The following is a 25,118-nucleotide window of genomic DNA, read 5'->3' as shown; positions in this document are numbered from 1 at the left end:
CGGTGCCGATCGGACGCCCGCACCTAGAATCGAACTGTTTGTCCCCTCATGTACGGAGCCGAGCCCCATGCACTCCCCCCACGATCCGTACGTCCGGGTGAGCGGTGCGCGCGAGCACAACCTCCAGGACGTGCACGTCGACATCCCGCGCGACACCCTCACGGTCTTCACCGGCGTCTCCGGATCCGGCAAGTCTTCGCTGGCGTTCGGCACGATCTACGCCGAGGCCCAGCGCCGCTACTTCGAGTCCGTCGCACCGTACGCGCGCCGCCTGATCCACCAGGTGGGCGCACCCGCCGTCGGAGAGATCACCGGGCTGCCGCCGGCCGTCTCGCTGGAGCAGCGCCGCTCGGCGCCGGGTGCCCGCTCGTCCGTGGGGACGGTGACCACGCTCTCCAACTCGCTGCGGATGCTGTTCTCCCGGGCCGGCGACCATCCGGCGGGTGCCGAGCGCCTCGACTCCGACGCCTTCTCTCCCAACACCGCGGCCGGAGCCTGCCCCGAGTGCCACGGTCTCGGGCGGATCCACCGGACGGACGAGGAGCTGCTGGTGCCCGACCCTTCGCTGTCGATCCGGGACGGTGCGATCGCCGCGTGGCCGGGTGCCTGGCAGGGGAAGAACCTGCGCGATGTGCTGGATGCTCTCGAGTACGACGTCGACCGGCCCTGGCGTGAGCTGGAGGCGGAGGACCGGGAGTGGATCCTGTTCACGGACGAGCAGCCGGTGGTGACGGTTCATCCGGTGCGGGACGCGGGCCGCATCCAACGCCCGTACCAAGGCACGTACATGAGCGCCCGGCGCTATGTGCTGCACACCTTCGCCGACACCAAGAGCCGCACACTGCGGGCGAAGGCGGAGCGCTTCCTGACAAGTGTGCCGTGTCCGGTGTGCGGCGGGAGCAGGCTGCGGCCGGAGGCGATGGCGGTGACCTTCGCCGGGCGGACCATCGCGGAGCTGGCCGCGCTGCCGCTCTCCGCGCTGGCGGAGGTGCTGTCGGGCGCCGGAGCGGGCGGTGAGGAGACGGCCCGGGTGCTGACCGCCGATCTGCTGGCCCGCATCGAGACGGTGACCGAGCTGGGGCTCGGCTATCTGAGCCTGGACCGGACGGCGCCGACACTCTCCTCCGGTGAGCTGCAGCGGCTGCGGCTGGCGACCCAGCTGCGTTCGGGACTCTTCGGAGTGGTCTACGTACTGGACGAGCCGTCGGCCGGACTGCACCCCGCCGATACGGAGTCGCTGCTCGGGGTGCTCGGCCGGCTCAAGGAGGCCGGCAACTCGGTCTTCGTGGTGGAGCACCAGATGGATGTGGTGCGGCGGGCGGACTGGCTGGTGGACGTGGGCCCGCTGGCCGGGGAGCACGGCGGGCGGGTGCTGCACAGCGGGCCGCCGGAGGGGCTGGCGGAGGTGCCGGAGTCGGCGACCCGGCGGTTCCTGTTCCCGGTGGAGAGCGAGGCGACGCCCCTACGGGAGCCGCGCACGCCGACGGGGTGGATCCGTCTCTCCGGCGTGGAGCGGCACAATGTGCGCGGCGTCGACGCGGCGTTCCCGCTCGGCGTCTTCACGGCGGTGACCGGCGTGTCGGGCTCGGGCAAGTCGACCCTCGTCGGCCAGGTGCTCGCCAGTGCGCTGGCGGACCGGCAGGCGGGCGAGGAGGCCGGAGCGGGTGAGCGGTTCTGCGCTGCGGTGAGCGGCCTGGAGGCGGTGGACCGGCTCGTCCAGGTCGACCAGAAGCCGATCGGGCGGACGCCCCGGTCCAACCTGGCCACGTACACCGGACTCTTCGACACCGTACGGAAGTTGTTCGCGCAGACGGAGACGGCCCGGGAGCGCGGCTACACGGCCGGGCGGTTCTCGTTCAACGTCAGCGGCGGACGGTGCGAGACGTGCCAGGGCGAGGGGTTCGTCTCGGTGGAGCTGCTCTTCCTGCCGAGCACGTACGCGCCGTGCCCGGACTGCCATGGCGCGCGCTACAACCCGAAGACCCTGGAGGTCACGCTGCGCGGCCTGACGATCGCTCAAGTACTGGACCTGACCGTGGAGTCGGCCGCCTCCTTCTTTGCCGGTACTCCGGCCGCCGAGCGCGCGCTGACCACGCTACTGGACGTCGGGCTCGGCTATCTGCGGCTCGGCCAGCCCGCCACCGAGCTGTCCGGCGGTGAGGCGCAGCGGATCAAGCTCGCATCCGAGCTCCAGCGCACCCGGCGCGGCCACACGCTGTACCTGCTGGACGAGCCGACGACCGGTCTGCATCCGGCCGATGTCGAGGTGCTGATGCGGCAGTTGCACGGTCTGGTGGACGCGCACAACACGGTGGTGGTCGTGGAGCACGACATGGCCGTGGTGGCGGGCGCGGACCAGGTGATCGACCTGGGTCCTGGCGGCGGCGACCGGGGCGGGCGGATCGTGGCGACCGGGACGCCTGAGGAGGTGGCGCGGTCGGCGGAGAGCCGTACGGCGCCGTATCTGGCGAAGGCACTGCGCAGCTGATCCCGTACGGCCCGGAGTTCACGACCGTACGGGATCAACTCACCTGTCAGCGGCGGACCTTACGCGTCGCGCGCAGCCACTCCTTGTTCATCGCCGCGATCGACGGCAGCGGGATGCCCTTCGGGCAGGCGGTCGCGCACTCGCCGGCCAGCGTGCAGCCGCCGAACCCTTCCTCGTCCATCTGGGCCACCATGTCCAGCACCCGGGTCTCGCGCTCCGGGGCTCCTTGCGGCAGGACGTTGAGGTGGTTGACCTTGGCGGCCGTGAAGAGCATCGCCGAGCCGTTCGGACAGGCCGCGACGCAGGCGCCGCAGCCGATGCATTCGGCGTTCTCGAAGGCGAGTTCGGCGTCCGGCTTGGGCACCGGGGTGGCGTGTGCGTCGGGTGCGGTGCCGGTCGGTGCGGAGATGTAGCCGCCGGACTGGATGATCCGGTCGAAGGAGGAGCGGTCCACGACCAGGTCCTTGACGACCGGGAAGGCGGAGGCCCGCCACGGCTCGATGTCGATCGTGTCGCCGTCGGCGAAGGACCGCATGTGGAGCTGGCACGTGGTGGTGCGCTCCGGGCCGTGGGCGTCGCCGTTGATGACGAGGCTGCACGCGCCGCAGATGCCTTCGCGGCAGTCGTGGTCGAAGGCGACGGGCTCGTCCCCGGCGAGGATGAGCTCCTCGTTGAGGGTGTCGAGCATCTCCAGGAACGACATGTCCTGGGAGATGCCGTCGACTTCGTAGGTGGCCATGGCGCCGGGCGTCTCGGCATTCTGCTGGCGCCAGACGCGCAGGGTGAGCTTCATGCGTAGCTCCGCTGAGTGGGGTGGACGTACTCGAAGACGAGGTCTTCCTTGTGCAGGACGGGTGCGCCGCCGGTGGTGGTGAACTCCCAGGCGGCGGCGTACGAGAATTCCTCGTCGCGCCGCTCGGCCTCGCCGTCCGCGGTCTGGGACTCGGCGCGGAAGTGGCCGCCGCAGGACTCGGCGCGGTGCAGTGCGTCGAGGCACATGAGCTCGGCGAGCTCCAGGTAGTCGACGATGCGATTGGCCTTCTCCAGCGACTGGTTGAACTGCTCGCCGGTGCCCGGCACCTTGATGCGGCGCCAGAACTCCTCGCGGATCTCCGGGATCTTGGCGAGCGCCTTGCGCAGTCCGTCCTCGGTGCGCGCCATCCCGCAGTACTCCCACATGAGTTCACCGATCTCGCGGTGGAAGGAGTCGGGCGTGCGGTCGCCGTCGACGGAGAGCAGCAGGTTGATGCGGTCCTCGGTCTCCGCCACCACCTCGGCCACGGCCGGGTGTTCGGCGTCGACCATCTCGGCGTGCGGGTTGCGGGCGAGGTAGTCGTTGATCGTGGACGGCAGGACGAAGTAGCCGTCCGCGAGGCCCTGCATCAGCGCGGAGGCGCCGAGCCGGTTGGCCCCGTGGTCGGAGAAGTTCGCCTCGCCGATGGCGAAGAGGCCGGGAATGGTGGTCGAGAGGTCGTAGTCGACCCAGAGGCCGCCCATCGTGTAATGCACGGCCGGATAGATCCGCATCGGGACCGTGTACGGATCCTCGTCGGTGATCCGCTGGTACATGTCGAAGAGGTTGCCGTACTTCGCCTCGACCGCCTTGCGGCCCATCCGGCCGATGGCCTCCGCGAAGTCCAGGTAGACGCCTTGGCCACCGGGCCCGACGCCGCGTCCCTCGTCGCAGACGTTCTTGGCGGCGCGGGAGGCGATGTCACGCGGCACCAGGTTGCCGAAGGCCGGATAGATGCGCTCCAGGTAGTAGTCGCGCTCGTCCTCGGGGATCTGGTCGGCCGGGCGGTCGTCGCCCTTGGCCTTGGGCACCCAGATGCGGCCGTCGTTGCGGAGCGACTCGCTCATCAGCGTGAGCTTGGACTGGTGCTCGCCGGTGCGCGGGATGCAGGTGGGGTGGATCTGGGTGAAGCAGGGGTTGGCCATGTAGGCGCCGCGCCGGTGGGCCCGCCAGATGGCGGTGGCGTTGGAGTTCATGGCGTTGGTCGACAGGTAGAAGACGTTGCCGTAACCGCCGGTGGCCAGGACGACCGCGTCGGCGAAGTAGGTGTCGATCTTGCCGGTGACGAGGTCGCGGGCGACGATGCCGCGTGCCTTGCCGTCGACCACGATGAGGTCCAGCATCTCGGTACGGGCGTGGAGTTCGACGCCGCCCGTGGCGATCTGCCGGGAGAGCGCCTGGTAGGCGCCGAGGAGGAGCTGCTGGCCGGTCTGGCCGCGCGCGTAGAACGTACGGGAGACCTGGACGCCGCCGAAGGAGCGGTTGTCGAGGAGTCCGCCGTACTCACGCGCGAACGGGACACCCTGGGCGACGCACTGGTCGATGATCTCCACCGAGATCTGCGCCAGCCGGTGGACGTTGGACTCCCGGGCGCGGAAGTCGCCGCCCTTGACGGTGTCGTAGAAGAGCCGGTGGATGGAGTCGCCGTCGTTGCGGTAGTTCTTGGCCGCGTTGATACCGCCCTGTGCGGCGACCGAGTGCGCGCGGCGCGGCGAGTCCTGGAAGCAGAACTGGACGACGTGGTAGCCCTGTTCGGCCAGCGTCGCACCGGCCGATCCGCCGGCCAGGCCGGTGCCGACGACGATGACCGTATGTTTGCGCCGGTTGGCGGGGTTCACGAGTTTGGCTTGGAAGCGGCGGGTGTCCCAGCGCTCGGCGACGGGGCCTTCAGGTGCCTTGGTGTCGACGACGGGCTCGCCGGTGGCGTACTGCGTGTAGTCGGGCATCTCAGCTCACCACTCCGGTCATGACGGCGACGGGTACGGAGACGAAGCCCAGCGTCAGCACCGCCGCGAGGACGTTCGCGAGGGTCTTCAGGACACGGTCGCGGGTCGCGTTGCCGACACCCAGGGTCTGTGCGGCGCTCCAGAAGCCGTGCTGGACGTGCAGGCCCATGGCCAGCACGGCGACGATGTAGATGACGTTGCCGTACCAGGTGGAGAAGGTGTCGATGACGTTCTGGTACGGGTGTCCGGCCTGGAAGCTGGTGTGGACGGTGCCGGTCGTCAGGTCGAGGATGTGCCAGACGATGAAGAGCGCCAGGATGATCCCGCCCCAGCGCATGGTCCGGGTGGCGTAGCTGGCGCGCGGCCGCTTGTGGACGTACTTCGTCGGCCGCGCTCTGATGTCGCGCCGGCTCAGCTGGTACGCGGAGATGCCGTGCAGCACGACGGCGGCGACCAGCCCCACGCGGACGATCCACAGCGCCCACTCGTAGTGCAGGATCGGTTCGCCCATGGTGCGCAGCCAGTGGGCGTAGCCGTCGAACTCGCCGGGTCCGAAGAAGATCTTCAGGTTGCCGACCATATGGGCGACGAGGTACCCGAGCATGATCAGGCCGCTCACGGCCATGATGGTTTTCTTGCCGACGGTCGAGTCCCAGAGCGTACGCGTCATCGACGGCCGTCGGTCCGTCCGCGTTGCCAATGCCATGAACCTGACGGTAGGGGTCGCGGGCCGATCAGTCCAAGACATGGAGTGGCTGATCTTCATAGGCACCATCTATCGAACGATCGTAGCCTCGGTGTATGCACTTCCAGCAGCTCACCTATTTCGTGGCCGTGGCCGAGACCCTGCACTTCACCCGGGCCGCCGAGGCCGTGCATGTCTCGCAGCCCTCGCTCTCCCAGCAGATCCGGGCGCTGGAGAGCGAGCTGGGCGCCGAGCTGTTCAGCCGGGCCCGCGGCAACATCGCGCTCACCGACGCGGGTGAGGCGCTGCTGCCACTGGCCCGGCGGATCCTCGCGGACGCGGAGACCGCGCGCCACGAGGTGCAGGAGCTGGTGCAGCTGCGCAGCGGCCGGGTGCGGCTCGGTGCGACGCCGAGCCTCTGTACGGGGCTGCTGCCCGATGTGCTGCGTGCCTTCCACGACCGCCATCCGGGTGTCCGGCTGCTGCTGGAGGAGGGCGGCTCGCACGATCTCGTACGGCAGCTGGCGCGCGGCGCTCTCGACCTGGCACTGGTGGTGCTGCCGCTGCCCGCCGCCTCACCCGCGCTGACGACGGTGGAACTGCTGCGGGAGGACCTGGTGGTGGTGTCGTCGGCCGCCGGGCCCGCGCCGGGACACGGTGGCCGGGTGCGGATCGCGGATCTCGAAGGAGCGCCGCTGGTGATGTTCCGGCACGGCTACAACCTGCGGGAGCTGACGCTCGCCGCCTGCCGGGCGGAGGGGTTCGAGCCCTCGTTCACGGTGGAGGGCGGCGAGATGGACGCGGTGCTCGGTTTCGTACGGGCGGGGCTCGGCATCGCCGTGGTGCCGGGCATGGCCGCCAACCGGGCCGGCCCCGACCTGCGCAGGACTCCGCTGGCCGAACCGGGGCTGCGGCGCACGATCGCTCTCGCGCACCGCAGCGACGTGGCCCCGCCCCGGGCGGCCCGGGAGCTCCAGCGGATGCTGCTGGAGCACGGGCCGGAGGACGGGTGACCGGAGCCGGTCGGCTCAGACCGCGTCGGCCAGCAGCAGCGAGTGGATGCGGTCCGGGGCGCCGGGACGGGCGTAGTACCAGCCCTGCGCGGTGTCGCAGCCGATCCGGCGCAGCTGCTCGGCCTGCGCGCCGGTCTCCACGCCTTCCACGGTGACGGCCAGTTCCAGGCTGTGCGCCAGCGAGACGATCCCCTCGACGATCTTCAGGTCGACCGGGTCGGCCGGATGCTGCTGCATGCCGCGGGTGAAGGAGCGGTCCAGCTTGAGGACGCTGACCGGCAGCCGCCGCAGGTTCGCCAGGTTCGAGTAGCCGGTGCCGAAGTCGTCGAGCGCGATGTCGACGCCCATCTCGGCGAGCTGCCGCAGCGGCTTGAGGAGATCGTCGTCGGCGCCGATCAGCGCGGACTCGGTCACCTCCAGGCAGAGCGCGCTCGGCTCCAGGCCGGAGCGTTCCAGTACGTCGACGGTCTCGGCGACCAGCCTCGGGTGGTGCAGCTGGGTCGGCGAGAGGTTGACGTTGATCCGCAGCGGGCCGCCGTCGCTGTGCCGCTCCTGCCAGAAGTTGGCCTGCCGGACGGACTCCTCCAGCACCCAGCGGCCGAGCGGCACGATCAGGCCGGTGTGCTCGGCGAGCGGGATGAACCGGTCGGGCCCGAGCACGCCGTGCTGCGGATGGCACCACCGTACGAGCGCCTCGGCGCCGTGGACCGTGCCGTCGCCCAGGTGGACGAGCGGCTGGTACTCGATGAAGAACTCGCCGCGGTCCAGCGCGGCGGGCAGTGCGGTGGTCAGCCCGTGGCGGGTGATGGCGCGGGCGTCGGCCTCGGCGTCGGCCAGCTCGAAGCGGTTGCCGCCGGCCGCCTTGGCCCGGTACATGGTGATGTCGGCACTGCGCAGCACCTCGGCGGCGTTGCGCTCGCCGGCCGGGCCCTCGACGACGCCGATGGAGCCGCGCACGGTCAGCTCGCGGCCGTCCAGCCGGATCGGCGTGGCGAGCACGTTGAGGATGCGGCCGGCCAGCTCGTCCACCGCCTCGGCGGTCCCGGGGCCGGTGGTCAGCGCCACGAACTCGTCGCCGCCGAGCCGGGCCACCATCTCGCCGGGTGCGGTGGCGCAGCTCTGCAGCCGGTCGGCGACCTCGACCAGGAGCCGGTCGCCGGCCGCGTGGCCGAGGCTGTCGTTGATGGCCTTGAACCCGTCCAGGTCCAGGTAGCAGAGGCCGAAGCGAGCGCCGTCCTTGGCGGCGAGCACCTTCTCCAGCCGCTCGAAGAACAGCGTCCGGTTGGGCAGTCCGGTGAGCGCGTCGTGCGTGGCCTCGTAGCGCAGCCGCAGGTTGAGCAGGCGGCGCTCGGTGGTGTCCTCCATGAGCGCCAGCTGGTACTGCGGGCGGCCTTCGGGGTCGCGGAGCAGCGAGACGGTGAGGTTGGTCCACAGGACCGTGCCGTCGTTGCGGTAGTACGCCTTCTCGACCCGGTAGTGGTCGCGCTCCCCTCGTACCAGCTCGTTGTAGTACTTCCATACCTGCGGCGAGTCCTCCGGGTGGACCCACTCGTTCACCCTGTGGCTGCGGACGTGGTGCTCCAGACCGCCGAACATCTTGGTGAGGGTGTCGTTGATCTCCAGGATGTTGCCGTCCAGGTCGGCGATGCCGATGCCGACGGCGGCGTCCTTGAAGACCGCGCGGAAGCGGGCCTCGGTGGCGTGGAGGGCCTGCTCGGCGTCGGAGCGGGCGGTGAGCGCCGAGCGGGCGATGGCCTCCTGCTCGGCGAGCGTCCGCTCGCGCAGGGCCTGCGAGAAGCCGGAGGCGAGCGTGTGCTGGATCCGGGCGCAGCGGGCGCGGGCGTCCTCGGTGGACAGCTCGCCGGGCCCGTTGCCGCCGCAGTACAGCACGAGGTAGGAGTCGACGACGCCGAGCGTGGAGCTGAGCGCGTCCGGGTCGGTGCAGTGCGCGTCGACCAGCGCCGCGCCGATGCGGGCGGCGGGCGAGGCGTCGAACGGGTGGGCGTGCAGGGTCAGGCTCAGCTCACGGGCGAGCGGCAGCAGGTGCTGCTCGAACTCGGGCCGGGTCAAGGAGGTGGCCGTCAGCGGGAAGATGGCCCGGCTCCAGATCGTGGCGAATCTCCGGAGCCGGCCTTCCGGCCCGTCCGGTTCCGCGTCCTGCTCACCGGAGGCCTGGGCGGGAATACTCACGCCTTACGCCCGACCCCGCCGAAGCCCGAGAAGGCGTACGGGTCTTCCTGCTCCGGCGACTGCGGAGTGTCCGGCCGCCACTCGGGCATCGACACGAGGCCGGGCTCGACCATCTCGTACCCCTCGAAGAACGCGGCGATCTCCTCGCGCGTCCGCATGATGAGCGGGTTGCGGATGTTCCGGTACACGCCGACCGTGCCGTCCGCCTCCTCGCGGGAGAGCGGGATCCCGTCGTACGCGGCGTGGGTCAGGATGATCAGGCTGCCGGGCGCCAGCGCCTCGCGCAGTTCGGCGACCGCTCCGCGCGGGTCGTCGGCGTCCTCGATGAAGTGGAGGACCGCGACGAGCAGGAGCGCCACCGGCCGGTTCAGATCGAGCAGTCCGGTGACTTCGGGACTGGCGAGGATCTCCTTGGGCCGGCGCAGGTCGGCGGCGGCGATGACGGTCAGGTCGTTGCCCTCCAGCACGGCCTGGCTGTGCGCGACGGCGACCGGGTCGTGGTCGACGTAGGCCACCTTGGCGTGCGGATCGGCTGCCTGCGCGACCTCGTGGACGTTGCCGAAGGTCGGGATGCCGGAGCCGATGTCCAGGAACTGGTCGATCCCCGCGTCGACCGCGTACCGCACGGCCCGGCGCATGAAGGCCCGATTGGCCTGCATGATCTTGGGAAGGCCCGGCAGGAACTCCATGGCCTTCCGCGCGGCTTCCCGGTCCACCTCGAAATTGTGCGATCCGCCCAGATAGAAGTCGTACATGCGGGACACGCTCGGCACCGAGATATCTATGCCTTGCGGTGCCCAGGCGGGACGCTCCATCAATGTCTCCAACAAGTTCGCCACGGCGATCCGGCCATGTTCATGGTCAGTGTGGACCAGAGGCTACTGATCGGCCGCCAAGAGAGCGAGTGGAAACGGAAATTAGGGATCCGTTATTGGTCACACTCCGGTGGCGACAACGGCCGGTCCGTCGCTGCGCGTACACACGCAGCGACGGACCGGAGCTTGGTCGCCGATTCCCGGTGGTTCGGGGCCACTTGGGAGCCAGGAGGTGCCTTGGTGGTTACTGCGTGGTCTTGACGAGCTCGGAGTCCGGTGAGACCGCGAACCACGTGCCGCCGACTCCCTGGCCGTTGACGTCGCCCGGCTTCTCGTCGCCGGCGAACGTATAGAGGGGCCAGCAGTCGATGGTCTGCTGCTTGATCCCGTCGGGACGGTCGAAAGTGACAAATCCCTTCTTCGTGACGCCTTCCACGGAGTTTTCGGACACGGGAGCGACTACCGGCCACTTCTCGAGGCACTCGCCGGTGCAGGCCGTCTTCATCGGCCAGGCGGAGTCCTTGGTGAACCGGTAAACCGTCATACCGCGCTTGTCCACCACGATGTCGCCGAGTTCCGGGTCCTTGCGGACGGAAAGTCCCGCCGCGTCGACCGGTTCGGCATCGTCGCCGACGGCGGCCGGGCCGTCGGCGTTGACCGCGGCCTTCTTCCCGTCGGGCGCGGAGGCGAACCATGTGCCGCCGACACCCTGCCCGTTGGTCTGACCCGGTACGGTGTCCTTCGCGTACCGGTACATCGGCCAGCCGTCGACGGTGAGCTGCTTGGAGCCGTCGGTCCGGACGACCTCGCCGAGCAGCGAGGCATCGGTTCCGGCCGCGGCGGTGACGTCGCCCGCGGGCACCACGGGCCACGCCGTCGCGCAGTCGCCGTCGCAGTTCGACTTCGGCGGCTTGGCGGTGTCCTCGTCGAACCGGTAGAGCGTGAAGCCCTCGCTGTCGGTGAGCACCTTCCCGAGCTTCTTGCTGTCCTGTACGGCGAGTTGACCCGCCGCCTTCGGTGCGGCCACGTCCGCGCCGGAGCCGTAACCGCCGCCGGACGAGCCGTAGCCGCTCTCGGCCGGCTGCTGCGCCGGAGCCGCGTTGCCGACCGCCTGGCCGTTGGGCGAGGCCGTGCCCTGCTCCTGACCGCACGCCGTCGTCAGCGTCAAAAGGGCCACGGCGGTGACCGCGAGCGAGGCGTTGCGCCAGGTGTTCATGTCGACTCCCGTAGTACGTCGTCGTATGCGCTGCGATGGCGACGCGAGGCCGCGCCGTCCATGGCCCTAGGTACGCGGCGTCACGGGGGTGGTGTTCAACGCGGGCCGAGAAGAATTCAGCGGAACGCTCATCCGGTTGGTGGCCGGAAGCATCTGTCGGGCCGTCAACCGTGCGCAAACATGAACGGCCCATTGTCCCACCATCAGGCGAATCCCCCACGGAACCACGCGTGTCGCCGGACGTCATGGATCAGGCTCCTGGTCGTGTACGCATCCCGCATCGGGCGGCTCTCGACAGCCGCCGCACTCGTCTGGCTGATAGCCGTACCGCAGCCCGCGACCGCCGACGCCTGCGCGGTGGCCGTCGTCGGGCCGGACGGCGGCAGCACGGCGGTCGCCGTGGCGGGCGGCGGAGACTGCGCGGCGATCACCACGCCGGAGCCACCGCCACCCCCGCCACCCCCGCCGCCTCCGAAACCACCGCCGCCACCGCCTCCGCCACCGCCACCGCCGCCTCCGCCACCAGCCCCGGAGCCACCACCGCCGCCACCACCTCCTCCCCCGCCGCCCCCGGCGCCGGACCCGGCACCACCGCCCCCGCCACCTCCTCCACCGGAGCCGCCACCACCACCACCCGCGCCGAAGGCACCACCCGCACCGAAGCCCGCACCCGTACCCGTACCGAAGGCCCCGCCGGCGCCCAGGCCCGTGCCGAAGCCGTCACCGACGCCTTCCGTGCGGCCGGCACCGCCGGAGCCCAAGGCCGTGGCGCTGCCGACGTACCGGAAAACGACCCGCAAGGAGCCTCGGAGCGGGCCCTCCTTGGTGTCCACGACCCTGCTGATCACCGCTCCGGCGGTGTTCGCCGTCGCCGTGCTGCGGCCCCGATCGTCCCGCTGACGAGGAGAAATCCATGTCCGAATGGCTCGTGCTGAGCATTGCCATGGCCTCGGCCTGCGCGGTCGTGCTCACCATCGCCGTCCTCAACAACCGCCGGATCGCCGACGACGACGATCCGTCCGAGACGCCCGACGTCATCGAGTACATGACGATGATGATCGGTGTGGTCTACGCGATCGTGCTGGGTCTGGCCATCGCCGGCGTCTGGGAGGGCCGCAGCGCCGCTCAGGAGTCCGTACGGCTGGAGGCGCAGGCGCTGCACGAGGTGAAGGCGCGGTCCTCCGTCTATCCGGTGGAGGTACGCGACCGGATCCGCGCGGACGTCGACGCGTACGTCGCCCATGTCATCGACGACGAGTGGCGGGCCATGTCGGAGCGCGGCGCTCTCACCGAACGCGGCACCGAGCTGCTGAACCGGGTGCGGGCCGACGTCACGGACTATGAACCGCGGACCGACCACGAGGGGCAGGCGTACCAGCCGCTGGTGGACCAGGTGGCGGCTGCGGACGACGCCCGCAGCTCACGGGCGCAGAACGCGGGAGCGACGATGCCCGGCGTGGTGTGGTTCGGCCTGATCATCGGGGCTCTGGTGACGGTCGGGCTGATCTTCACGCTGCAGATCCGCAGAACGTTCCGGGAACTGCTGCTGGCGGGGCTCTTCAGCGCACTGATCGCGTTCCTGCTCTTCCTGATCTGGAATTTCGACGCGCCTTTCGGCCGGGGCATCTCGGCCACCGCCGAGCCCTTCCTCGACCTGTTCCCGGAGGCCGCCCGCTGATACGCGCTCTCCCCGGCCGGTGAACCGTCGAGTGCGCCGGTCGGGGGACGGAATGACCCGTTCGCCCGACCCCGATAGCGGTAGGTCCGCTCCGCTCCTAGCGTGTCGCGCATCGAGGTGCATTTTTCCTGCTATGTGGAAATTCATTCCGCAGCTGCCCCTCGGGGAACCCGGAGGATCCACCATGCGCGCGATACGTGTCGCACCCTTCGCACTTCTGGGCGCCAGCGCCCTCGCCCTGCTGGCCCCGTCCGCCGCCCATGCCGCGCCGGACGGGGCCATCAACACGTTCAACCCGACGATCAGCCCCTCGGTGATCGCTCCGGGCGGCCGGGTGACCCTCGGCGCCGGCGGGTGCACCGGCGAGACGACCGTCACCTCGGGCATCTTCGACACGACCGTCATCCCGAGCGGCAGCACCACGGCCAACGCCACCGTCGACACGGACGCCCGGCGGGGCGCGGTCTACGCGGTGACGTTCGCCTGTGGTTCCACCGGCACCACGCGCAACGTCAACCTCACCATCACCGGCGGGGCCACCAGCACGCCGACGCCCACGACCGCTCCGACCACGGCTCCGACCGTCAGCTCCACGGCCATCGCGCCGAGCGGTGTACGCGGCGGACTCGGCGGCAGCTCCGGCACCATGGACACGGTCGAGGTCGCGGCGGGCGCGGCCCTCGTGCTCGCGGCCGCCACCGGCACCCTCTACTTCGCCCGCCGCCGCGGTGCCGACCGCCGGCACTGACGGCGTACGGCCCGAGGTGGAGCGCATGACAGTCGCCCCGGGTCCTGACCACAGGACTCGGGGCGACGGGCGTATCGGGCCGGGCGGGAGGTCCTGCGTCCTAGAAGGCCGCATGGCTCGTCCGCCGGCGCCGGACCAGGAAGACCGCGCCACCGACGGCCGCCGCGGCCACCAGTCCGCCGCCGACCTGCATCTCCGTGGAGTTCGGACCCATCGAGCCGCCGAGCCCGCCCTGCGCGCCGTTGCCGGCGAGCACGGTGAACTTGTGCGTCGCGATCCGATCGTTGTCACTGCACTTCACCGAGAGGTGGTAGTGACCCGGCGTGGTGTTGTTGCGGACCCGGGCGTGGGCGTAGTTGGTGCCGTCACCCGCCGAGAGGCTGGTCGTCGGGAACGCGTTCGACCAGACCTTGCCGCCGTGACCGCAGCCCTGCGCGGTGATCTTCAGCGTGCCGCCCTGGTGGACCGCCTGCGGGTTGACGGCGACGTTGACCGGGCCGTTGGTGGCGGCGGCCATGGGGGCAGCGAGCCCGACAGCTGCGAAAGCGGTGACGGTGACCGCGAGAGCGCGTGAAGCACGCATCGTGTGGACCTCCAGCGGGAAACGCCCCGGAGTCCTGTCCTCCGGGCATGGATCGACGTGAACGCCTCCCATGACGAACACTTGCCAGCCGTCCATCGGCTCGCACTTCGGCGCTGCTCCACCCGGTGACACGACACGCCGTACAGAAACTCCTGCGTCTGACGGATCCGCAGGTCACAGGCCATCAGAATTTTTATCTGCTCATTACTCCGAAGGGCAGTCACCTACGGGCCCGGAAGCGGTCGCCTCGGAGGCCGGGATCGGCCCGCCACCCGTTCGCCTCTCCCTGATCGCCGCCCGGCCGCACCGCCCTTAACGTTCCAAGCGTCGCGACGAAGGGAGCACCATGGGCCAGCACTACGCCGGCACCGAGCGGACCAGACGCGTGCCGTGGGGTGCTGTCGCCCTGGTCATGCTGACGGGCCTCGCCCTCCTGCGCAACGGGGCGGAGTTCGGGGAGGAGGGGCCGCCGCAGCCCGCGGCCGCCGCCTCGCTGGACCTGAGCAGCGACACCGCGGGTCCGCCGGTGGAGGGCGAGCCGGTGCAGGCGCTGCCCTACGCACCGGCCTCCCGCGTGAAGATCTCGTCCATCGACGTGGACGCCCCGATCGTCGACGTGAACCTGGACGCCAACGGCTGGATCGACGCCCCGCCGGCCGAGGACCCGAACCTCGCCGGCTGGTACCAGAACGGCATCGCGCCCGGCCAGCGCGGCACCGCCGTGGTCGTCGGCCATGTCGACAACAACTCCGGGCCCGCGGTCTTCTACGGCCTCGGCTCGCTCCAGAAGGGCCACCAGGTCGAGGTGGAGCGCTACGACGGCCGGGTCGGGGTCTTCGAGGTGTACGGCGTGGAGGTCTTCTCCAAGGGCGACTTCCCCGGCGCCCGGGTCTACGGCGACACGGGCCACGCCGAGCTGCGGGTGATCACCTGCGGCGGCGCGTACTCGAAGGCGGGCGGCTACGACGGCAACGTGGTGGTCTTCGCCCGGCTCGTCGAGACCCGCTGAGCTCGCGCGTACGGCGGCGCCCTCCGCGGTCCGCCGGGGGCACCGCCGTACGCCTCAGACGCGCTGCGGCACCGTGATGCGGTAGCCCTCGTCGAGCAGCCGGGGCAGGTAGCGGCGCAGGGCCGCCACGCTCTGGGAGCGGTTGCCGCCCGCGTCGTGCGAGAGGACGACGACACCGGGCGACGCGCCGTCCAGCACCCGGCGGACGATGGTGCCGGTGCCCGGCGTGGTCCAGTCGAGCGTGTCGACGGTCCAGGCCATCGGCTCCATGCCGAGATCGGCGCCGATCTCGAAGGAGTTGCGGTTCCAGGCGCCATAAGGGGCCCGGTACCAGAGCGGCGCGGTACCGAGCACCGTCTCGACCACATCGCTGGTGCGGCCGAGCTCGTCGCGGATCCTCGCGCGGGAGAGGCCCGGGACGAGCGGGTGCGACCAGGAGTGGTTGCCGACGACATGGCCGTCGTCCGCCATCTCGCGGAGCAGGTCCCGGTTGGTGTCGGCCATCTCGCCGCAGACGAAGAACATCGCGCGGACCCGGTGCTTGCGCAGGGTGGCCAGGATGTCGGGCGTGTAGCGGGGGTCGGGGCCGTCGTCGAAGCTGAGCACCATCGAGTGGCCGAGGTCGGGAAGCTCCTCGAACGGGCGGGTGCGCACCGGAGGTCTGGCCGGCCGGAAGCGGGGCGGTGTGCCGGCCGTCATGGGCTGCAGGCGGTACGCGGGCGGCCTGGCCGGTAGCCCGGCGGGCGGCCCCGCGGCCGCGGCGGGCGGAGTGCCGGCGGCCCGTGCGGGGCGGGTGGGCGTCGAGGCCGGATCGGCGGCGATCAGATGCAGCGTGGTGGCGGTCCCGAGGCCGAGGGCGACCTTCAGCAGGGTGCGGCGGTCGGGCCGGAGGTGATCACGTCTCATGGCCAACTGCTCGCACGACCAGGCCTCCGCACCGGCCGACGACACCGAGGCCTGACCGTTTTGCACCCATTCGACGCAGCGGCCGGTCCGGGCCGCAGGCCCTCCTCCACGACGTACGGGCGAGCCGATAGCCTCGGAGCCGTGACAGAGCATCAGCCTCATCAGTTCGAACGCGGTACGGACGGGCCCAAGGTGATCGTCGCGGGCGTCGACGGCTCCGACTCGTCCATGCGCGCGGCCGCCTACGCCGCCGGTCTCGCCCGGCGGCAGAACGCCACGCTGGCCCTCGTCTACGTCCAGCCCGTGATCCCGTCAGGTGCCGCGCTGGGCGTGCCGGTCGGCGACACCACGGGCGAGGTCGCGCAGGAACTGGTGGACGAGATCAAGGAGTCGGCAAAGCGGCTGAAGGACACCTGGGACGTGCGCTGGGAGTTCCACACCTTCCGCGGTGACCCGTACAACGGGCTGGTGACGGCGGCCGACGAACTCACCGCCGACGCCGTGGTGGTGGGCGCGTCGGAGTCGGCGGGGCACCGGTTCATCGGCTCGGTGGCGGTGCGGCTGGTGAAGGCGGGCCGCTGGCCGGTCACCGTGGTGCCGTAACCCTTCCGCGCTACTCCCCCATCATCAGGCCGTCCTTCTCCGCGCCTCGGCCGAGGACCACGTCGCGGATCCGGTCGCGGACCTGGCGGTGGTGGTCGGCACCGGCCTTGATGGAGGCGTTGAGGTCGACGACGCGCCCGGTGTCCGTGTCGTACCACTGCGGCACGAACTCGGCCTTCTTCACCGTCCAGCGTCCGTCCGGCCCGGCGGGCGGTGCGAAGGTGAAGCGGCCCATCGAGCTCTGGTTGCCGCGCGGGTCCTGGACGCCCTGGTAGTTGATCATCGCACCGGCGATCTGGTCGCCCATGCCGTAGATGACCCAGGTGCCGTTGACCTTCTCGTACGCCTGCGGGACGTGCGCGTGCGTGCCGATGATGAGGTCGATGTCGGGGCGGCCGCGGTCCTTCGATGCGGTGAGGCGTTCGGCCAGTTCCAGCTGCCGGGCGTCCGGTTCGTCCTGCCATTCGGTGCCCCAGTGCGCGGAGAGGACGACGACGTCGGCGCCCGCCCGCCGGGCCTTCCGCGCCTCCGCCACGATCTTCCGCTCGTCGGTCACGTTGACCGTCCACGGCTTGCCTGCGGGCAGCGGGATGTCGTTGGTGCCGTAGGTGTACGCGAGGTGCGCCACCTTCGCCGCCTTCTTGCCCGGGCCCGTCGACAGGATCGTGGGGCGGGCGGCCTCGGCGGCGGAGCGGGCGGATCCGGCGTGCCGGATGCCTGCCTTGTCCAGGGCTCCGAGCGTGCGGGCGACGCCTTCGGTGCCGTCGTCCAGCGAGTGGTTGGAGGCGGTCGAGCAGGAGTCGTAGCCGGTGGCGCGCAGGGCGGTGGCGACCTCGGGCGGCGACTTGAAGCTCGGATATCCGGTGTAGGGGCCGCCGTCCTTCCCGTACACCGTCTCCATATGGCAGATGGCCAGGTCGGCGGCGGAGACGACCGGTGCGGCTCCCTTGAGCATCGGCGCGAAGTCGTAGCCCTGGCCGCCCGCGTCGGCCGCCGCCCGGTCGATGACGGAGGAGTGCGGCAGGACGTCGCCGGAGGCGAGGAGGGTGAAGGGACGCGGCACGTCGGCGTCCTGGCCGGCCGCGCCTCCGGCGGCCGTGGGAGCGGTGGTGGGCGGTGCGCTGGGGACGGGCGCCTGGGGCTGCTGGCCGGTGCAGCCGGTGGCCGCGGCGAGCAGGAGGGCGAGAGCGGCCACGGTGCCCGGTCGGATGCGCTGCGTCATCTGCTCGACTCCATGTTCGGATGATTACGACCATCCGACTACACATATTGTCATACCGCTGAATCAAGGAGCATTGCCGCATACCTAGCTGAACTGGTCGTACCGTCCGACCCCGACGGCCCCTTGACCGTTCGCCGCACCATTCGCCGCACTGAGCGACCGCTCGTCGCACGCCTCGGTGCACCGGGTGTTCCCGCGCCGCCGAATGCGTTCGGATACGCCAGGCGGCAGCGAGGCCGTCCAGGGGCCTCCCGCGGGAAAGGACGTTCATGAAGACCACGACGACGACCGATGAGCGGGCCATCGCGGAGTTGCAGCGGGAACACGGCCCCGCGCTCTTCCACTTCCTGCTGGGCCTCACCTTCGGCGACCGGCAGCGGGCCGAGGACCTGGTGCAGGAGACCCTGGTACGCGCCTGGCAGCATCCGGAGGCCTTCGACGCGCCCTACGAGTCGATGCGGCCCTGGCTCTTCACCGTCGGCCGCCGCCTCGCCATCGACGCCCGCCGCTCCCGCCAGGCGCGCCCGACCGAGGTCAGCGATTCTGTGCTGGAGAGCACTCCGGCCGACCAGGACACCGCGGACTCGGCCGTCCGCGCGCTGGACGTCCGCGAGGCGGTGCGCACGCTCAGCCCGGAACACCGTGCGGTGCTGGTGCAGATCTACTTCCGCGGGCTGAGCGTCGGCGAGACCGCAGAGGTGCTCGGCATCCCGGCCGGGACCGTCAAGTCCCGTTCGTACTACGCCCTGCGGCTGCTCTCACGCAATCTGCCCGGCTACTCACGGAGGTCCTCCGCCCGCAACAGCGCGAGCAGGGCCGAGGCCTCCGCCACCGCCACGTAGTCGCGGGCGCAGGCGTCGCAGAGCTGGAGGTGGCGGGCGACCCGGCAGGTCTCCTCGGCGTCCAGCGCGTCCAGGACGTACGCGCCGAGCAGCAGGCGCACATGCGGGTCGTCGCCGGGGTCGGCACTCATTCGCAGCCTCGCATCTCCTGGGCGATCCTCCGCTTCTGCCCACGCGGGGCGTCCGCCCCCGGTTCAATGCTGCGTGAAGCCCGGTACCGAGCAAGGAAAGAGGCGAGAGGGGATGCGTCCCGAGGATACGGATGGAACCGGTGGGGGCGGGCTGCCGGTACCGATGGCCTGGCTGTACACGGAGTACGTCGCGGACGAGCTGTTACGCACCGGCGACCTGATGGAACCGACCACGCTGGAGTTCCGGGCCGGCCGTGACGCGCTCGCGCTCACGATATTCCTCTCCGGCCTCCTCGGCGAGGCTCCGGCTCCCGGCGCCCTGTCCGAGGCGCGCGTCGACGAGCTGCGGCTGCTCACGGCGTACGGGACCACCTGGCGGAGCTGGGTCTGCGAGCGGCTGGCGGAGTCGGAGCGGCGGGCCGGGCCCGGCGACGCCGATCTGGCGCTGGCGCGGGCGGCCTGGCGGTGGCTGGAGGAGACCGAGCTGCTCGCCGCCGACCTCGACGCGATCGTGCCCGCGCCGTGGGACCCGGTGGCCGCAGGCCCGCACGAGGATGAGGGAGAGGCCCAGGTGTGGACTCCGGCGTGGCAACTGGGTCTGCCGCTGGGGCACTTGGCCGTGCATCTGTGCTGAGCAGGCCGGACGCGGCCCCGGCCTCATGAACCGTGCACGCCCGCTCGGTACTTGGGCAGCCGGAGCGTGATCTTCATGCCCGCGCCGAGCCCGGTCTCGATGACGAGCCCGTACCCGTCGCCGTACACCTGGCGCAGCCTCTCGTCCACGTTGAGCAGGCCGATGCCGGTGGAGGTGGTGGCCTCGCCGCGCAGGATGCGTCGGAGCCGGTCGGGGTCCATGCCGTTGCCGTTGTCCTCGATCACCACCTCGGCCTCCGATCCGGCGTCGAGCGCGCTGATGGTGATGCGGAACGGAGTGTCCGCCGGCCGTTCGCGCGGCGGGCCGGCGGCTCCTTCCAGGCCGTGCTTCACCGCGTTCTCCACCAGCGGCTGGAGGCAGAGGAACGGCAGCGCGACCGGCAGCACCTCGGGCGCGACCTGGAGCGTAACGGAGAGGCGTTTGCCGAAGCGGGCGCGGACGAGCGCCAAGTACTGGTCGATGGAGTGGAGTTCGTCGGCGAGCGTGGTGAACTCGCCGTGCCGCCGGAAGGAGTAGCGGGTGAAGTCGGCGAACTCCAGGAGCAGTTCGCGCGCCTGCTCGGGGTCGGTGCGGACGAACGAGGCGATGGCGGCGAGGGAGTTGAAGATGAAGTGCGGCGAGATCTGGGCCCGTAGCGCCTTGATCTCGGCCTCGATCAGCTGCGTCCGGGAGCGGTCCAGCTCGGCCAGTTCCAGCTGTACGCAGACCCAGCGGGCGACCTCGCCGGCCGCTCGGGCCAGCACCGCCGACTCGCGCGGGGCGTAGGCGACGAGCGCGCCGAGGACCCGGTTCTCGACGGTGAGCGGGACGGCGACCGCCCAGCGCAGCGGGCAGTCGAGGTCGGCGCAGCCGCTGTCGAAGGCGGCGCCGCGGCCGCCTTCGAGCAGCTCCTCGATGTGGCCCATGACGTCCTTGCCGTGATGGTGTCCGGCGCCGTCCCAGACCAGGACACGTTCCCGGTCGGTGAGGCAGAGCGCGTCGGTGCCGAGCAGCGAGCGCAGCCGGCGGGCAGAGCGCCGGGCGCTCTCCTCGGTGAGGCCGGCGCGCAGCGGAGGCGCGGCGAGCGAGGCGGTGTGCAGCGTCTCGAAGGTGGCGTGTTCGACAGGCGTGCCGACATCGCTGGGCCGCACCGACCGGGCGGTGCGGCGGCCGAGCAGGAAGCCCGTACCGAGCAGCAGGGCCACCAGGACGGTGAGGACGGCGATCGCGGCCCCGGTCATCGCTCCCTCCCGGCGGCCCGCGCCGAGGTGAGCGCCTCGGGAAGGTGGAAGCGGGTCATGGCCGCGTTGGTGCCCGGCGGTATCCGGCCCGGCGTCGCGAGCGAGACGAGGATCATCGCGAGGAAACCGACGGGCACGGACCAGACGGCGGGCCAGGCGAGCAGCGCGTGCGGCCAGCCTGGCGGGGTCACGGCTTCGCTCACGGTGATGGCGACGGCGAGGAGGGCCGAGCCTCCGCCGAGGACGAGTCCGGCGATCGCGCCCGGCGGAGTGAGGCGCCGCCACCAGATGCCGAGGACCAGCAGCGGACAGAAGGAGGAGGCGGAGACGGCGAAGGCCATACCGACCGCGTCGGCCACCGGCACCCGGCTGACCAGCAGCGAGATGACGAGCGGCACGGCGATGGCGAGCCCGGTGGCGAGCCGGAAGTGGCGGACGCCGCGCGACGGCAGCACGTCCTGCGTGATGACCCCGGCGACGGCCATGGTGAGCCCGGACGCGGTGGAGAGGAACGCGGCGAACGCACCGCCCGCGATCAGCGCGCCGAGCAGATCGCCGCCGAGCCCGCCGATGACCCGGGCGGGCAGCAGCAGCACGGCCGCGTCCGCGTCGCCGCCGTGGCGCAGCTCGGGAGCGTACAAGCGGCCGAGGGCTCCGTAGACGGGCGGCAGCAGGTAGAAGAGGCCGACCAGAGCGAGGACGGCGACGGTGGTGCGGCGGGCGTCGCGGCCGTTGGGGCTGGTGTAGAAGCGGACGACGACGTGCGGCAGGCCCATGGTGCCGAGGAAGGTCGCCACGATCAGTCCGTACGTGGCGTAGAGCGGGTGGTCGGCGCGGAAGACGGCGATCTGGTCGTCGAAGCTGACCCGGGGCCGGCCGTCGCCCTGCCAGGCGAGGACGAGGAAGAGGGCCGGGACGAGGAGCGCGGTGAGCTTCAGCCAGTACTGGAAGACCTGGACGAAGGTGATCGACCGCATGCCGCCCGCCGCCACCGCGACCATCACCACGGTCGCGACCAGCACATCACCTAGCCAGCCGGGCGCACCGGTGAGGATCTTCAGCGTCAGCCCGGCGCCTTGGAGCTGCGGCACGAGGTAGAGCCATCCGGCGCCGACCACCAGGATGCTCACCAACCGCCGGACGTGCAGCGATTCGAGCCGTCCTTCGGCGAAGTCCGGCAGCGTGTACGCGCCCGAGCGGCGCAGCGGTGCCGCGACGAAGACCAGCAGCACCAGATATCCGGCGGTGTAGCCGACCGGATACCAGAGCATGTCCGGGCCGTGCAGCAGGACGAGACCCGCGACGCCGAGGAAGGAGGCGGCGGAGAGGTATTCGCCGCTGATCGCGGCGGCGTTGAGCCGGGGCCGCACGGTCCGGGACGCCACGTAGAAGTCGGAGGTCGTACGGGAGATGCGCAGGCCGAAGCCGCCGACGAGGACGGTGGCGAGGACGACGAGGGCGACCGCCACCCAGGACGCCGTGTGGTCGGGAGTGCTCACGGCGTCGGGCGGCCCTCCACCAGCCGGGCGAAGTCGCGTTCGTTGCGCTCGGCCCGGCGCACGTACCACCAGGCGGCCAGCGTGAGCGGCGGATAGGTGGCGAAGCCGAGCACCGCCCAGACCAGCGCGGCGCTGTTCAGCGCGGCGAACAGGAGCGGCAGCGTGCCCGCGACGAAGGCCAGCACCACGAAGACGGTGAGCCCGGCGCGGAGCTGGCTCCGCATCAGAGAACGCACGTAAGCGCCGCCGAGCGCGGTCTGCTCCTCGATCTCCGCCTGGGTGCGGTAGCGCGGCAGCGGACGCACCCGGCGGGGCTCTCCTGTGACGACTTCGCGCCGGGGTGCGGTCTCCGGTGACATGGGCTCGGAGTGTAGGCGGCGCGGAGCGGTGCTGGGAAGGCTTCGGGGAAGGTCGCCCCAGGTCAGCGGCCGCCCTGGCGCATCAGCAGGTCGCGCAGGGCCCGGGTGTGGCGGCGGCTCACCGCCAGCTCGGCCTCTCCGATCCGTACGCTCATGCTGCCCGCGTCCAGCCGCAGCTCGTCGATCCGGCTCAACGCCACGAGGTGGCGGCGGTGGATCCGGACGAAGCCGCGCGAACGCCAGCGCTCCTCCAGAGTGGTGAGCGGGATGCGGACGAGGTGGCTGCCGGCCGCGGTGTGCAGCCGGGCGTAGTCGCCCTGCGCCTCGGCGTACGCGATCTCGTCGATCGGGATGAAGCGGATGACGCCGCCGAGCTCGACCGGGATCTGGTCGGTGGCGGTGTCGTTGACCGGCGCGGACCGCTCCCCCACCTGCTCGGCGACCCGGCGCACGGCCTCGGCGAGCCGTTCGCGGCGGACCGGTTTGAGGACGTAGTCGACGGCCTTGAGGTCGAAGGCGTGCACGGCGAAGCCTTCATGCGCGGTGACGAAGACGATGAGCGGCGGCGAGGCGAATCCGGCGAGGAGCTGGGCGACGTCGAGGCCGGTGAGGCCCGCCATGTGGATGTCCAGGAAGACGACGTCGATCGCGGACGGGTCGTCGGGGCCCGCGTCCACGGCGCCGCCGATGCGGCGCAGCGCCTCGGTCGCACCGGTGGCACCTTCGGCGCTGCGGATGCGGGGGTCGGCGCGCAGGAGGTAGAGCAGCTCCTCCAGGGCGGGTGGTTCGTCGTCGACGGCGAGTACGCGCAGCATGAGCCCGGAGTTTAGGGCGTGCGGGGCCCGATGGCTTGAGTGAATCCCGGCTTGTTCCCGTACCGCAGTACATGCAGACGACCGAGCCCCACATCCGCGTGGGGGCCTACGCCCTGGGCGTCCTCGGGAGGGCCGACGCCTTCCGGTTCGAGGAGCATCTGGAGGAGTGCCCGCAGTGCCGTGTCCGGGCGCGCGAGCTGGCCCCGGTGGCGGCCCGGCTGGCGGTGGCCGGGCCGGTGGTGCGGCCCTCTCCCGGCCTCGCGGACCGGCTGGTCGCGGCGGTGGCGGCCGGGCGGCGCAGGGCGGGCCGGCGGCGGCTCGCGCTGGTCGCGGCGGCGGTGGTGCTGGCGGTGGGCGGGCCGTTGGCGGTGGCCGGGTCGTCGGGCGGTCCGGCGGAGGCGGCGCGGGTGCAGCGGTGGGTGGGGGCGGATCAGGCGTCGGGTGCGGCGGCGGTGGTCACGGCGGCAGGGCACGAGTGGGGTACGGCGGTGGCGCTTGAGGTCGTCCGGGTGCCGGTCGTCGGGGTGTGCGCGCTGATCGCGGTGGGCCGGGACGGCAGCGAGGAGACGGTGAGCAGCTGGTCGGCCCGGGGCGCGGCGGACGGGCTGGTGGAGGTGGAGGGCGGGGCGGCTCTGCGGCCGGAGGGCATCGACCGCTTCGAGGTGCGGACGGCAAACGGTCGGCGGCTGGTGACGGTGGAGCGGTGAGCGGCGACGGGTCTCACTTCAGGAACTTCGACGTCCTGCGGTCGGCCAGCGGTTTGCCGCCGGTCTGGCAGGTCGGGCAGTACTGGAGCGAGGAGTCGCTGAAGGAGACCTCCAGAATGGTGTCTCCGCAGACCGGACAGGCCTCACCGGTGCGTCCGTGGACGCGCATGCCGCTCTTCTTCTCGGACTTGAGCTTTCCGGCCTCCACTCCGCCGGTCCGCGCCACGGCGTCCTGGAGCGTGGTGCGCAGCGCGGTGTACAGGCGCGTGATGTCGTCCTCGTCGAGGTCGGCCGTCCGCTTGAACGGCGACATCTTCGCCACGTGCAGGATCTCGTCGCTGTAGGCGTTGCCGATGCCCGCGATGAGCGTCTGGTCGCGGAGCGCGCCCTTGATCTGGCGGCGCGCTCCGGCGACGATCGCGGCGAACGTGTCCCGGTCGAAGGCGTCGGAGAGCGGGTCGGGGCCGAGGCGGGCGATGCCGGGGACGTCCATCGGGTCGCGGACGAGGTGGACGGAGAGGCTCTTCTTGGTGCCCATCTCGGTCAGGTCGAAGCCGTCGCCGTCCACGGTCACCAGGCGCAGGGCGAGCGGCCCTTTGCCGGGGCGCGGCGGAGCGGCCGGGAAGGAGTCCTTCCAGCGGAGCCAGCCCGCCCGCGCCAGATGGGTGCAGAGGTGGAGCCCGTCCGCCGCGATGTCGAGGAACTTGCCGTGGCGGGTCACCGAGGTGACGGTGGCGCCGTCGAGTGCGGTGAGCGGCGGGTCGTACGTCTTCAGGACGCTGATCGCCAGCGGGAGGACGCGGGCGATCTCCTTGCCGACCAGATGGTCGTCGAGGAAGACCCGCAGGGCTTCGACTTCGGGCAGCTCGGGCATGGGTCCAGCCTGCCGCAGACGGCGTACGGCTGCCCGTCAGAACACCGGCGCCGGGCCTCAAAACCTCTCAGAACACCGGCGCCGGGCTGGAAGCCTCTCGGAACACCGGTCCCGGAGATCC

The 25,118-nt window shown here is 71.3% G+C and carries 26 protein-coding genes; 10 read left to right on the top strand and 16 right to left on the bottom strand.

Annotated features, from left to right (window positions below; genetic code table 11):
- Positions 1-67 precede the first annotated feature (67 nt).
- Positions 68-2,488, top strand: coding sequence for an excinuclease ABC subunit UvrA (uvrA, locus tag ABZ267_RS10715; protein WP_356753662.1), 2,421 nt, complete (start codon positions 68-70; stop codon positions 2,486-2,488).
- Between the two features lie 46 nt (positions 2,489-2,534).
- Here uvrA and ABZ267_RS10710 read toward each other — a convergent pair whose 3' ends face one another.
- From ABZ267_RS10710 to ABZ267_RS10700, 3 genes are read right to left on the bottom strand one after another with little or no spacing between them, the layout of a single operon-like run.
- A complete protein-coding gene (locus ABZ267_RS10710; protein ID WP_128848928.1) occupies positions 2,535-3,281 on the bottom strand; it encodes a succinate dehydrogenase/fumarate reductase iron-sulfur subunit in 747 nt (248 codons plus the stop codon).
- Entirely contained in the window at positions 3,278-5,227 is a 1,950-nt protein-coding gene (locus ABZ267_RS10705; protein WP_356753660.1) for a fumarate reductase/succinate dehydrogenase flavoprotein subunit, read from the bottom strand. Before ABZ267_RS10705 ends, ABZ267_RS10710 begins: the two co-directional genes overlap by 4 nt.
- A gap of 1 nt (position 5,228) precedes the next feature.
- The gene (locus tag ABZ267_RS10700) at positions 5,229-5,933 is read right to left on the bottom strand and encodes a succinate dehydrogenase cytochrome b subunit (protein WP_356753658.1); all 705 of its coding nucleotides are present in this window, start codon (positions 5,931-5,933) and stop codon (positions 5,229-5,231) included.
- A 95-nt stretch (positions 5,934-6,028) separates the two neighbouring features.
- On the opposite strand from ABZ267_RS10700, the gene ABZ267_RS10695 reads away from it, so the two are divergent.
- Positions 6,029-6,925, top strand: a complete 897-nt coding sequence (locus ABZ267_RS10695; protein WP_356753656.1) for a LysR substrate-binding domain-containing protein — start codon at positions 6,029-6,031, stop codon at positions 6,923-6,925.
- A gap of 15 nt (positions 6,926-6,940) precedes the next feature.
- On the opposite strand, the gene ABZ267_RS10690 is transcribed toward ABZ267_RS10695, so the two are convergent.
- The 4 genes from ABZ267_RS10690 to ABZ267_RS10675 form a co-directional block, all read right to left on the bottom strand.
- Positions 6,941-9,115, bottom strand: coding sequence for an EAL domain-containing protein (locus tag ABZ267_RS10690; protein WP_356753654.1), 2,175 nt, complete (start codon positions 9,113-9,115; stop codon positions 6,941-6,943).
- A complete protein-coding gene (locus ABZ267_RS10685; protein ID WP_356753652.1) occupies positions 9,112-9,930 on the bottom strand; it encodes an SAM-dependent methyltransferase in 819 nt (272 codons plus the stop codon). The genes ABZ267_RS10690 and ABZ267_RS10685 overlap by 4 nt, the downstream gene beginning before the upstream one ends.
- 244 nt (positions 9,931-10,174) lie before the next feature.
- Positions 10,175-11,146 carry an SCO0930 family lipoprotein gene (locus ABZ267_RS10680; RefSeq protein WP_356753650.1) on the bottom strand — a complete coding sequence of 324 codons (972 nt, stop codon included), beginning with the start codon at positions 11,144-11,146 and terminating at the stop codon, positions 10,175-10,177.
- Between the two features lie 427 nt (positions 11,147-11,573).
- Positions 11,574-11,870, bottom strand: coding sequence for a hypothetical protein (locus ABZ267_RS10675; RefSeq protein ID WP_356753648.1), 297 nt, complete (start codon positions 11,868-11,870; stop codon positions 11,574-11,576).
- Positions 11,871-11,881: 11 nt separating this feature from the next.
- On the opposite strand from ABZ267_RS10675, the gene ABZ267_RS10670 reads away from it, so the two are divergent.
- From ABZ267_RS10670 to ABZ267_RS10660, 3 genes are all read left to right on the top strand, one after another.
- Positions 11,882-12,046, top strand: coding sequence for a hypothetical protein (locus ABZ267_RS10670; protein ID WP_356753646.1), 165 nt, complete (start codon positions 11,882-11,884; stop codon positions 12,044-12,046).
- A gap of 13 nt (positions 12,047-12,059) precedes the next feature.
- Positions 12,060-12,824 carry a hypothetical protein gene (locus ABZ267_RS10665; protein ID WP_356753644.1) on the top strand — a complete coding sequence of 255 codons (765 nt, stop codon included), beginning with the start codon at positions 12,060-12,062 and terminating at the stop codon, positions 12,822-12,824.
- 184 nt (positions 12,825-13,008) lie between these two features.
- Entirely contained in the window at positions 13,009-13,572 is a 564-nt protein-coding gene (locus tag ABZ267_RS10660) for a hypothetical protein (protein ID WP_356753642.1), read from the top strand.
- A gap of 100 nt (positions 13,573-13,672) precedes the next feature.
- Here the strand turns inward: ABZ267_RS10660 and ABZ267_RS10655 are convergent, their stop codons facing one another.
- Positions 13,673-14,155, bottom strand: coding sequence for a hypothetical protein (locus tag ABZ267_RS10655; protein WP_356753640.1), 483 nt, complete (start codon positions 14,153-14,155; stop codon positions 13,673-13,675).
- 346 nt (positions 14,156-14,501) lie between these two features.
- Here ABZ267_RS10655 and ABZ267_RS10650 point away from each other — a divergent pair, with 346 nt between their 5' ends.
- Positions 14,502-15,164: a class F sortase gene (locus ABZ267_RS10650; protein WP_356753638.1), complete on the top strand. Its 663-nt coding sequence runs from the start codon at positions 14,502-14,504 to the stop codon at positions 15,162-15,164.
- Positions 15,165-15,218: 54 nt separating this feature from the next.
- Here ABZ267_RS10650 and ABZ267_RS10645 read toward each other — a convergent pair whose 3' ends face one another.
- Positions 15,219-16,070: a polysaccharide deacetylase family protein gene (locus ABZ267_RS10645; RefSeq protein ID WP_356753636.1), complete on the bottom strand. Its 852-nt coding sequence runs from the start codon at positions 16,068-16,070 to the stop codon at positions 15,219-15,221.
- Positions 16,071-16,211: 141 nt separating this feature from the next.
- On the opposite strand from ABZ267_RS10645, the gene ABZ267_RS10640 reads away from it, so the two are divergent.
- Entirely contained in the window at positions 16,212-16,673 is a 462-nt protein-coding gene (locus tag ABZ267_RS10640) for a universal stress protein (RefSeq protein ID WP_356753634.1), read from the top strand.
- A 10-nt stretch (positions 16,674-16,683) separates the two neighbouring features.
- Here ABZ267_RS10640 and ABZ267_RS10635 read toward each other — a convergent pair whose 3' ends face one another.
- The gene (locus ABZ267_RS10635) at positions 16,684-17,895 is read right to left on the bottom strand and encodes a CapA family protein (RefSeq protein ID WP_356753632.1); all 1,212 of its coding nucleotides are present in this window, start codon (positions 17,893-17,895) and stop codon (positions 16,684-16,686) included.
- A gap of 269 nt (positions 17,896-18,164) precedes the next feature.
- On the opposite strand from ABZ267_RS10635, the gene ABZ267_RS10630 reads away from it, so the two are divergent.
- Positions 18,165-18,737, top strand: coding sequence for a sigma-70 family RNA polymerase sigma factor (locus ABZ267_RS10630; RefSeq protein WP_356753631.1), 573 nt, complete (start codon positions 18,165-18,167; stop codon positions 18,735-18,737).
- Here the strand turns inward: ABZ267_RS10630 and ABZ267_RS10625 are convergent.
- A complete protein-coding gene (locus ABZ267_RS10625; protein WP_356753629.1) occupies positions 18,671-18,868 on the bottom strand; it encodes a zf-HC2 domain-containing protein in 198 nt (65 codons plus the stop codon). The genes ABZ267_RS10630 and ABZ267_RS10625 overlap by 67 nt on opposite strands.
- A 112-nt stretch (positions 18,869-18,980) precedes the next feature.
- Between ABZ267_RS10625 and ABZ267_RS10620 the strand changes: the two genes are divergently transcribed.
- Complete coding sequence (locus ABZ267_RS10620; RefSeq protein WP_356753627.1) at positions 18,981-19,502, top strand: hypothetical protein; 522 nt, start codon at positions 18,981-18,983, stop codon at positions 19,500-19,502.
- Between the two features lie 23 nt (positions 19,503-19,525).
- On the opposite strand, the gene ABZ267_RS10615 is transcribed toward ABZ267_RS10620, so the two are convergent.
- The 4 genes from ABZ267_RS10615 to ABZ267_RS10600 all read right to left on the bottom strand — a co-directional run bounded on the left by ABZ267_RS10615 (position 19,526) and on the right by ABZ267_RS10600 (position 23,416).
- Positions 19,526-20,743: a histidine kinase gene (locus ABZ267_RS10615; RefSeq protein WP_356753625.1), complete on the bottom strand. Its 1,218-nt coding sequence runs from the start codon at positions 20,741-20,743 to the stop codon at positions 19,526-19,528.
- Positions 20,740-22,242 carry a cation acetate symporter gene (locus ABZ267_RS10610; RefSeq protein ID WP_356753623.1) on the bottom strand — a complete coding sequence of 501 codons (1,503 nt, stop codon included), beginning with the start codon at positions 22,240-22,242 and terminating at the stop codon, positions 20,740-20,742. The genes ABZ267_RS10615 and ABZ267_RS10610 overlap by 4 nt, the downstream gene beginning before the upstream one ends.
- The gene (locus tag ABZ267_RS10605; protein WP_356753621.1) at positions 22,239-22,601 is read right to left on the bottom strand and encodes a hypothetical protein; all 363 of its coding nucleotides are present in this window, start codon (positions 22,599-22,601) and stop codon (positions 22,239-22,241) included. Before ABZ267_RS10605 ends, ABZ267_RS10610 begins: the two co-directional genes overlap by 4 nt.
- A 62-nt stretch (positions 22,602-22,663) precedes the next feature.
- Positions 22,664-23,416: a LytTR family DNA-binding domain-containing protein gene (locus ABZ267_RS10600; protein WP_356753619.1), complete on the bottom strand. Its 753-nt coding sequence runs from the start codon at positions 23,414-23,416 to the stop codon at positions 22,664-22,666.
- A gap of 71 nt (positions 23,417-23,487) precedes the next feature.
- On the opposite strand from ABZ267_RS10600, the gene ABZ267_RS10595 reads away from it, so the two are divergent.
- Positions 23,488-24,123: a zf-HC2 domain-containing protein gene (locus ABZ267_RS10595; RefSeq protein WP_356753617.1), complete on the top strand. Its 636-nt coding sequence runs from the start codon at positions 23,488-23,490 to the stop codon at positions 24,121-24,123.
- Between the two features lie 13 nt (positions 24,124-24,136).
- Here ABZ267_RS10595 and ABZ267_RS10590 read toward each other — a convergent pair whose 3' ends face one another.
- On the bottom strand, positions 24,137-24,997 hold the full coding sequence (locus tag ABZ267_RS10590; protein ID WP_356753615.1) for a DNA-formamidopyrimidine glycosylase family protein: 861 nt from the start codon (positions 24,995-24,997) through the stop codon (positions 24,137-24,139).
- Between the last annotated feature and the right edge of the window lie 121 nt (positions 24,998-25,118).

The organism is Streptomyces sp. NPDC006174 (assembly GCF_040614075.1).
In the GTDB taxonomy this organism is placed as follows: domain Bacteria; phylum Actinomycetota; class Actinomycetes; order Streptomycetales; family Streptomycetaceae; genus Streptomyces.
This window is presented reverse-complemented; position numbering and strand designations above follow the sequence as displayed.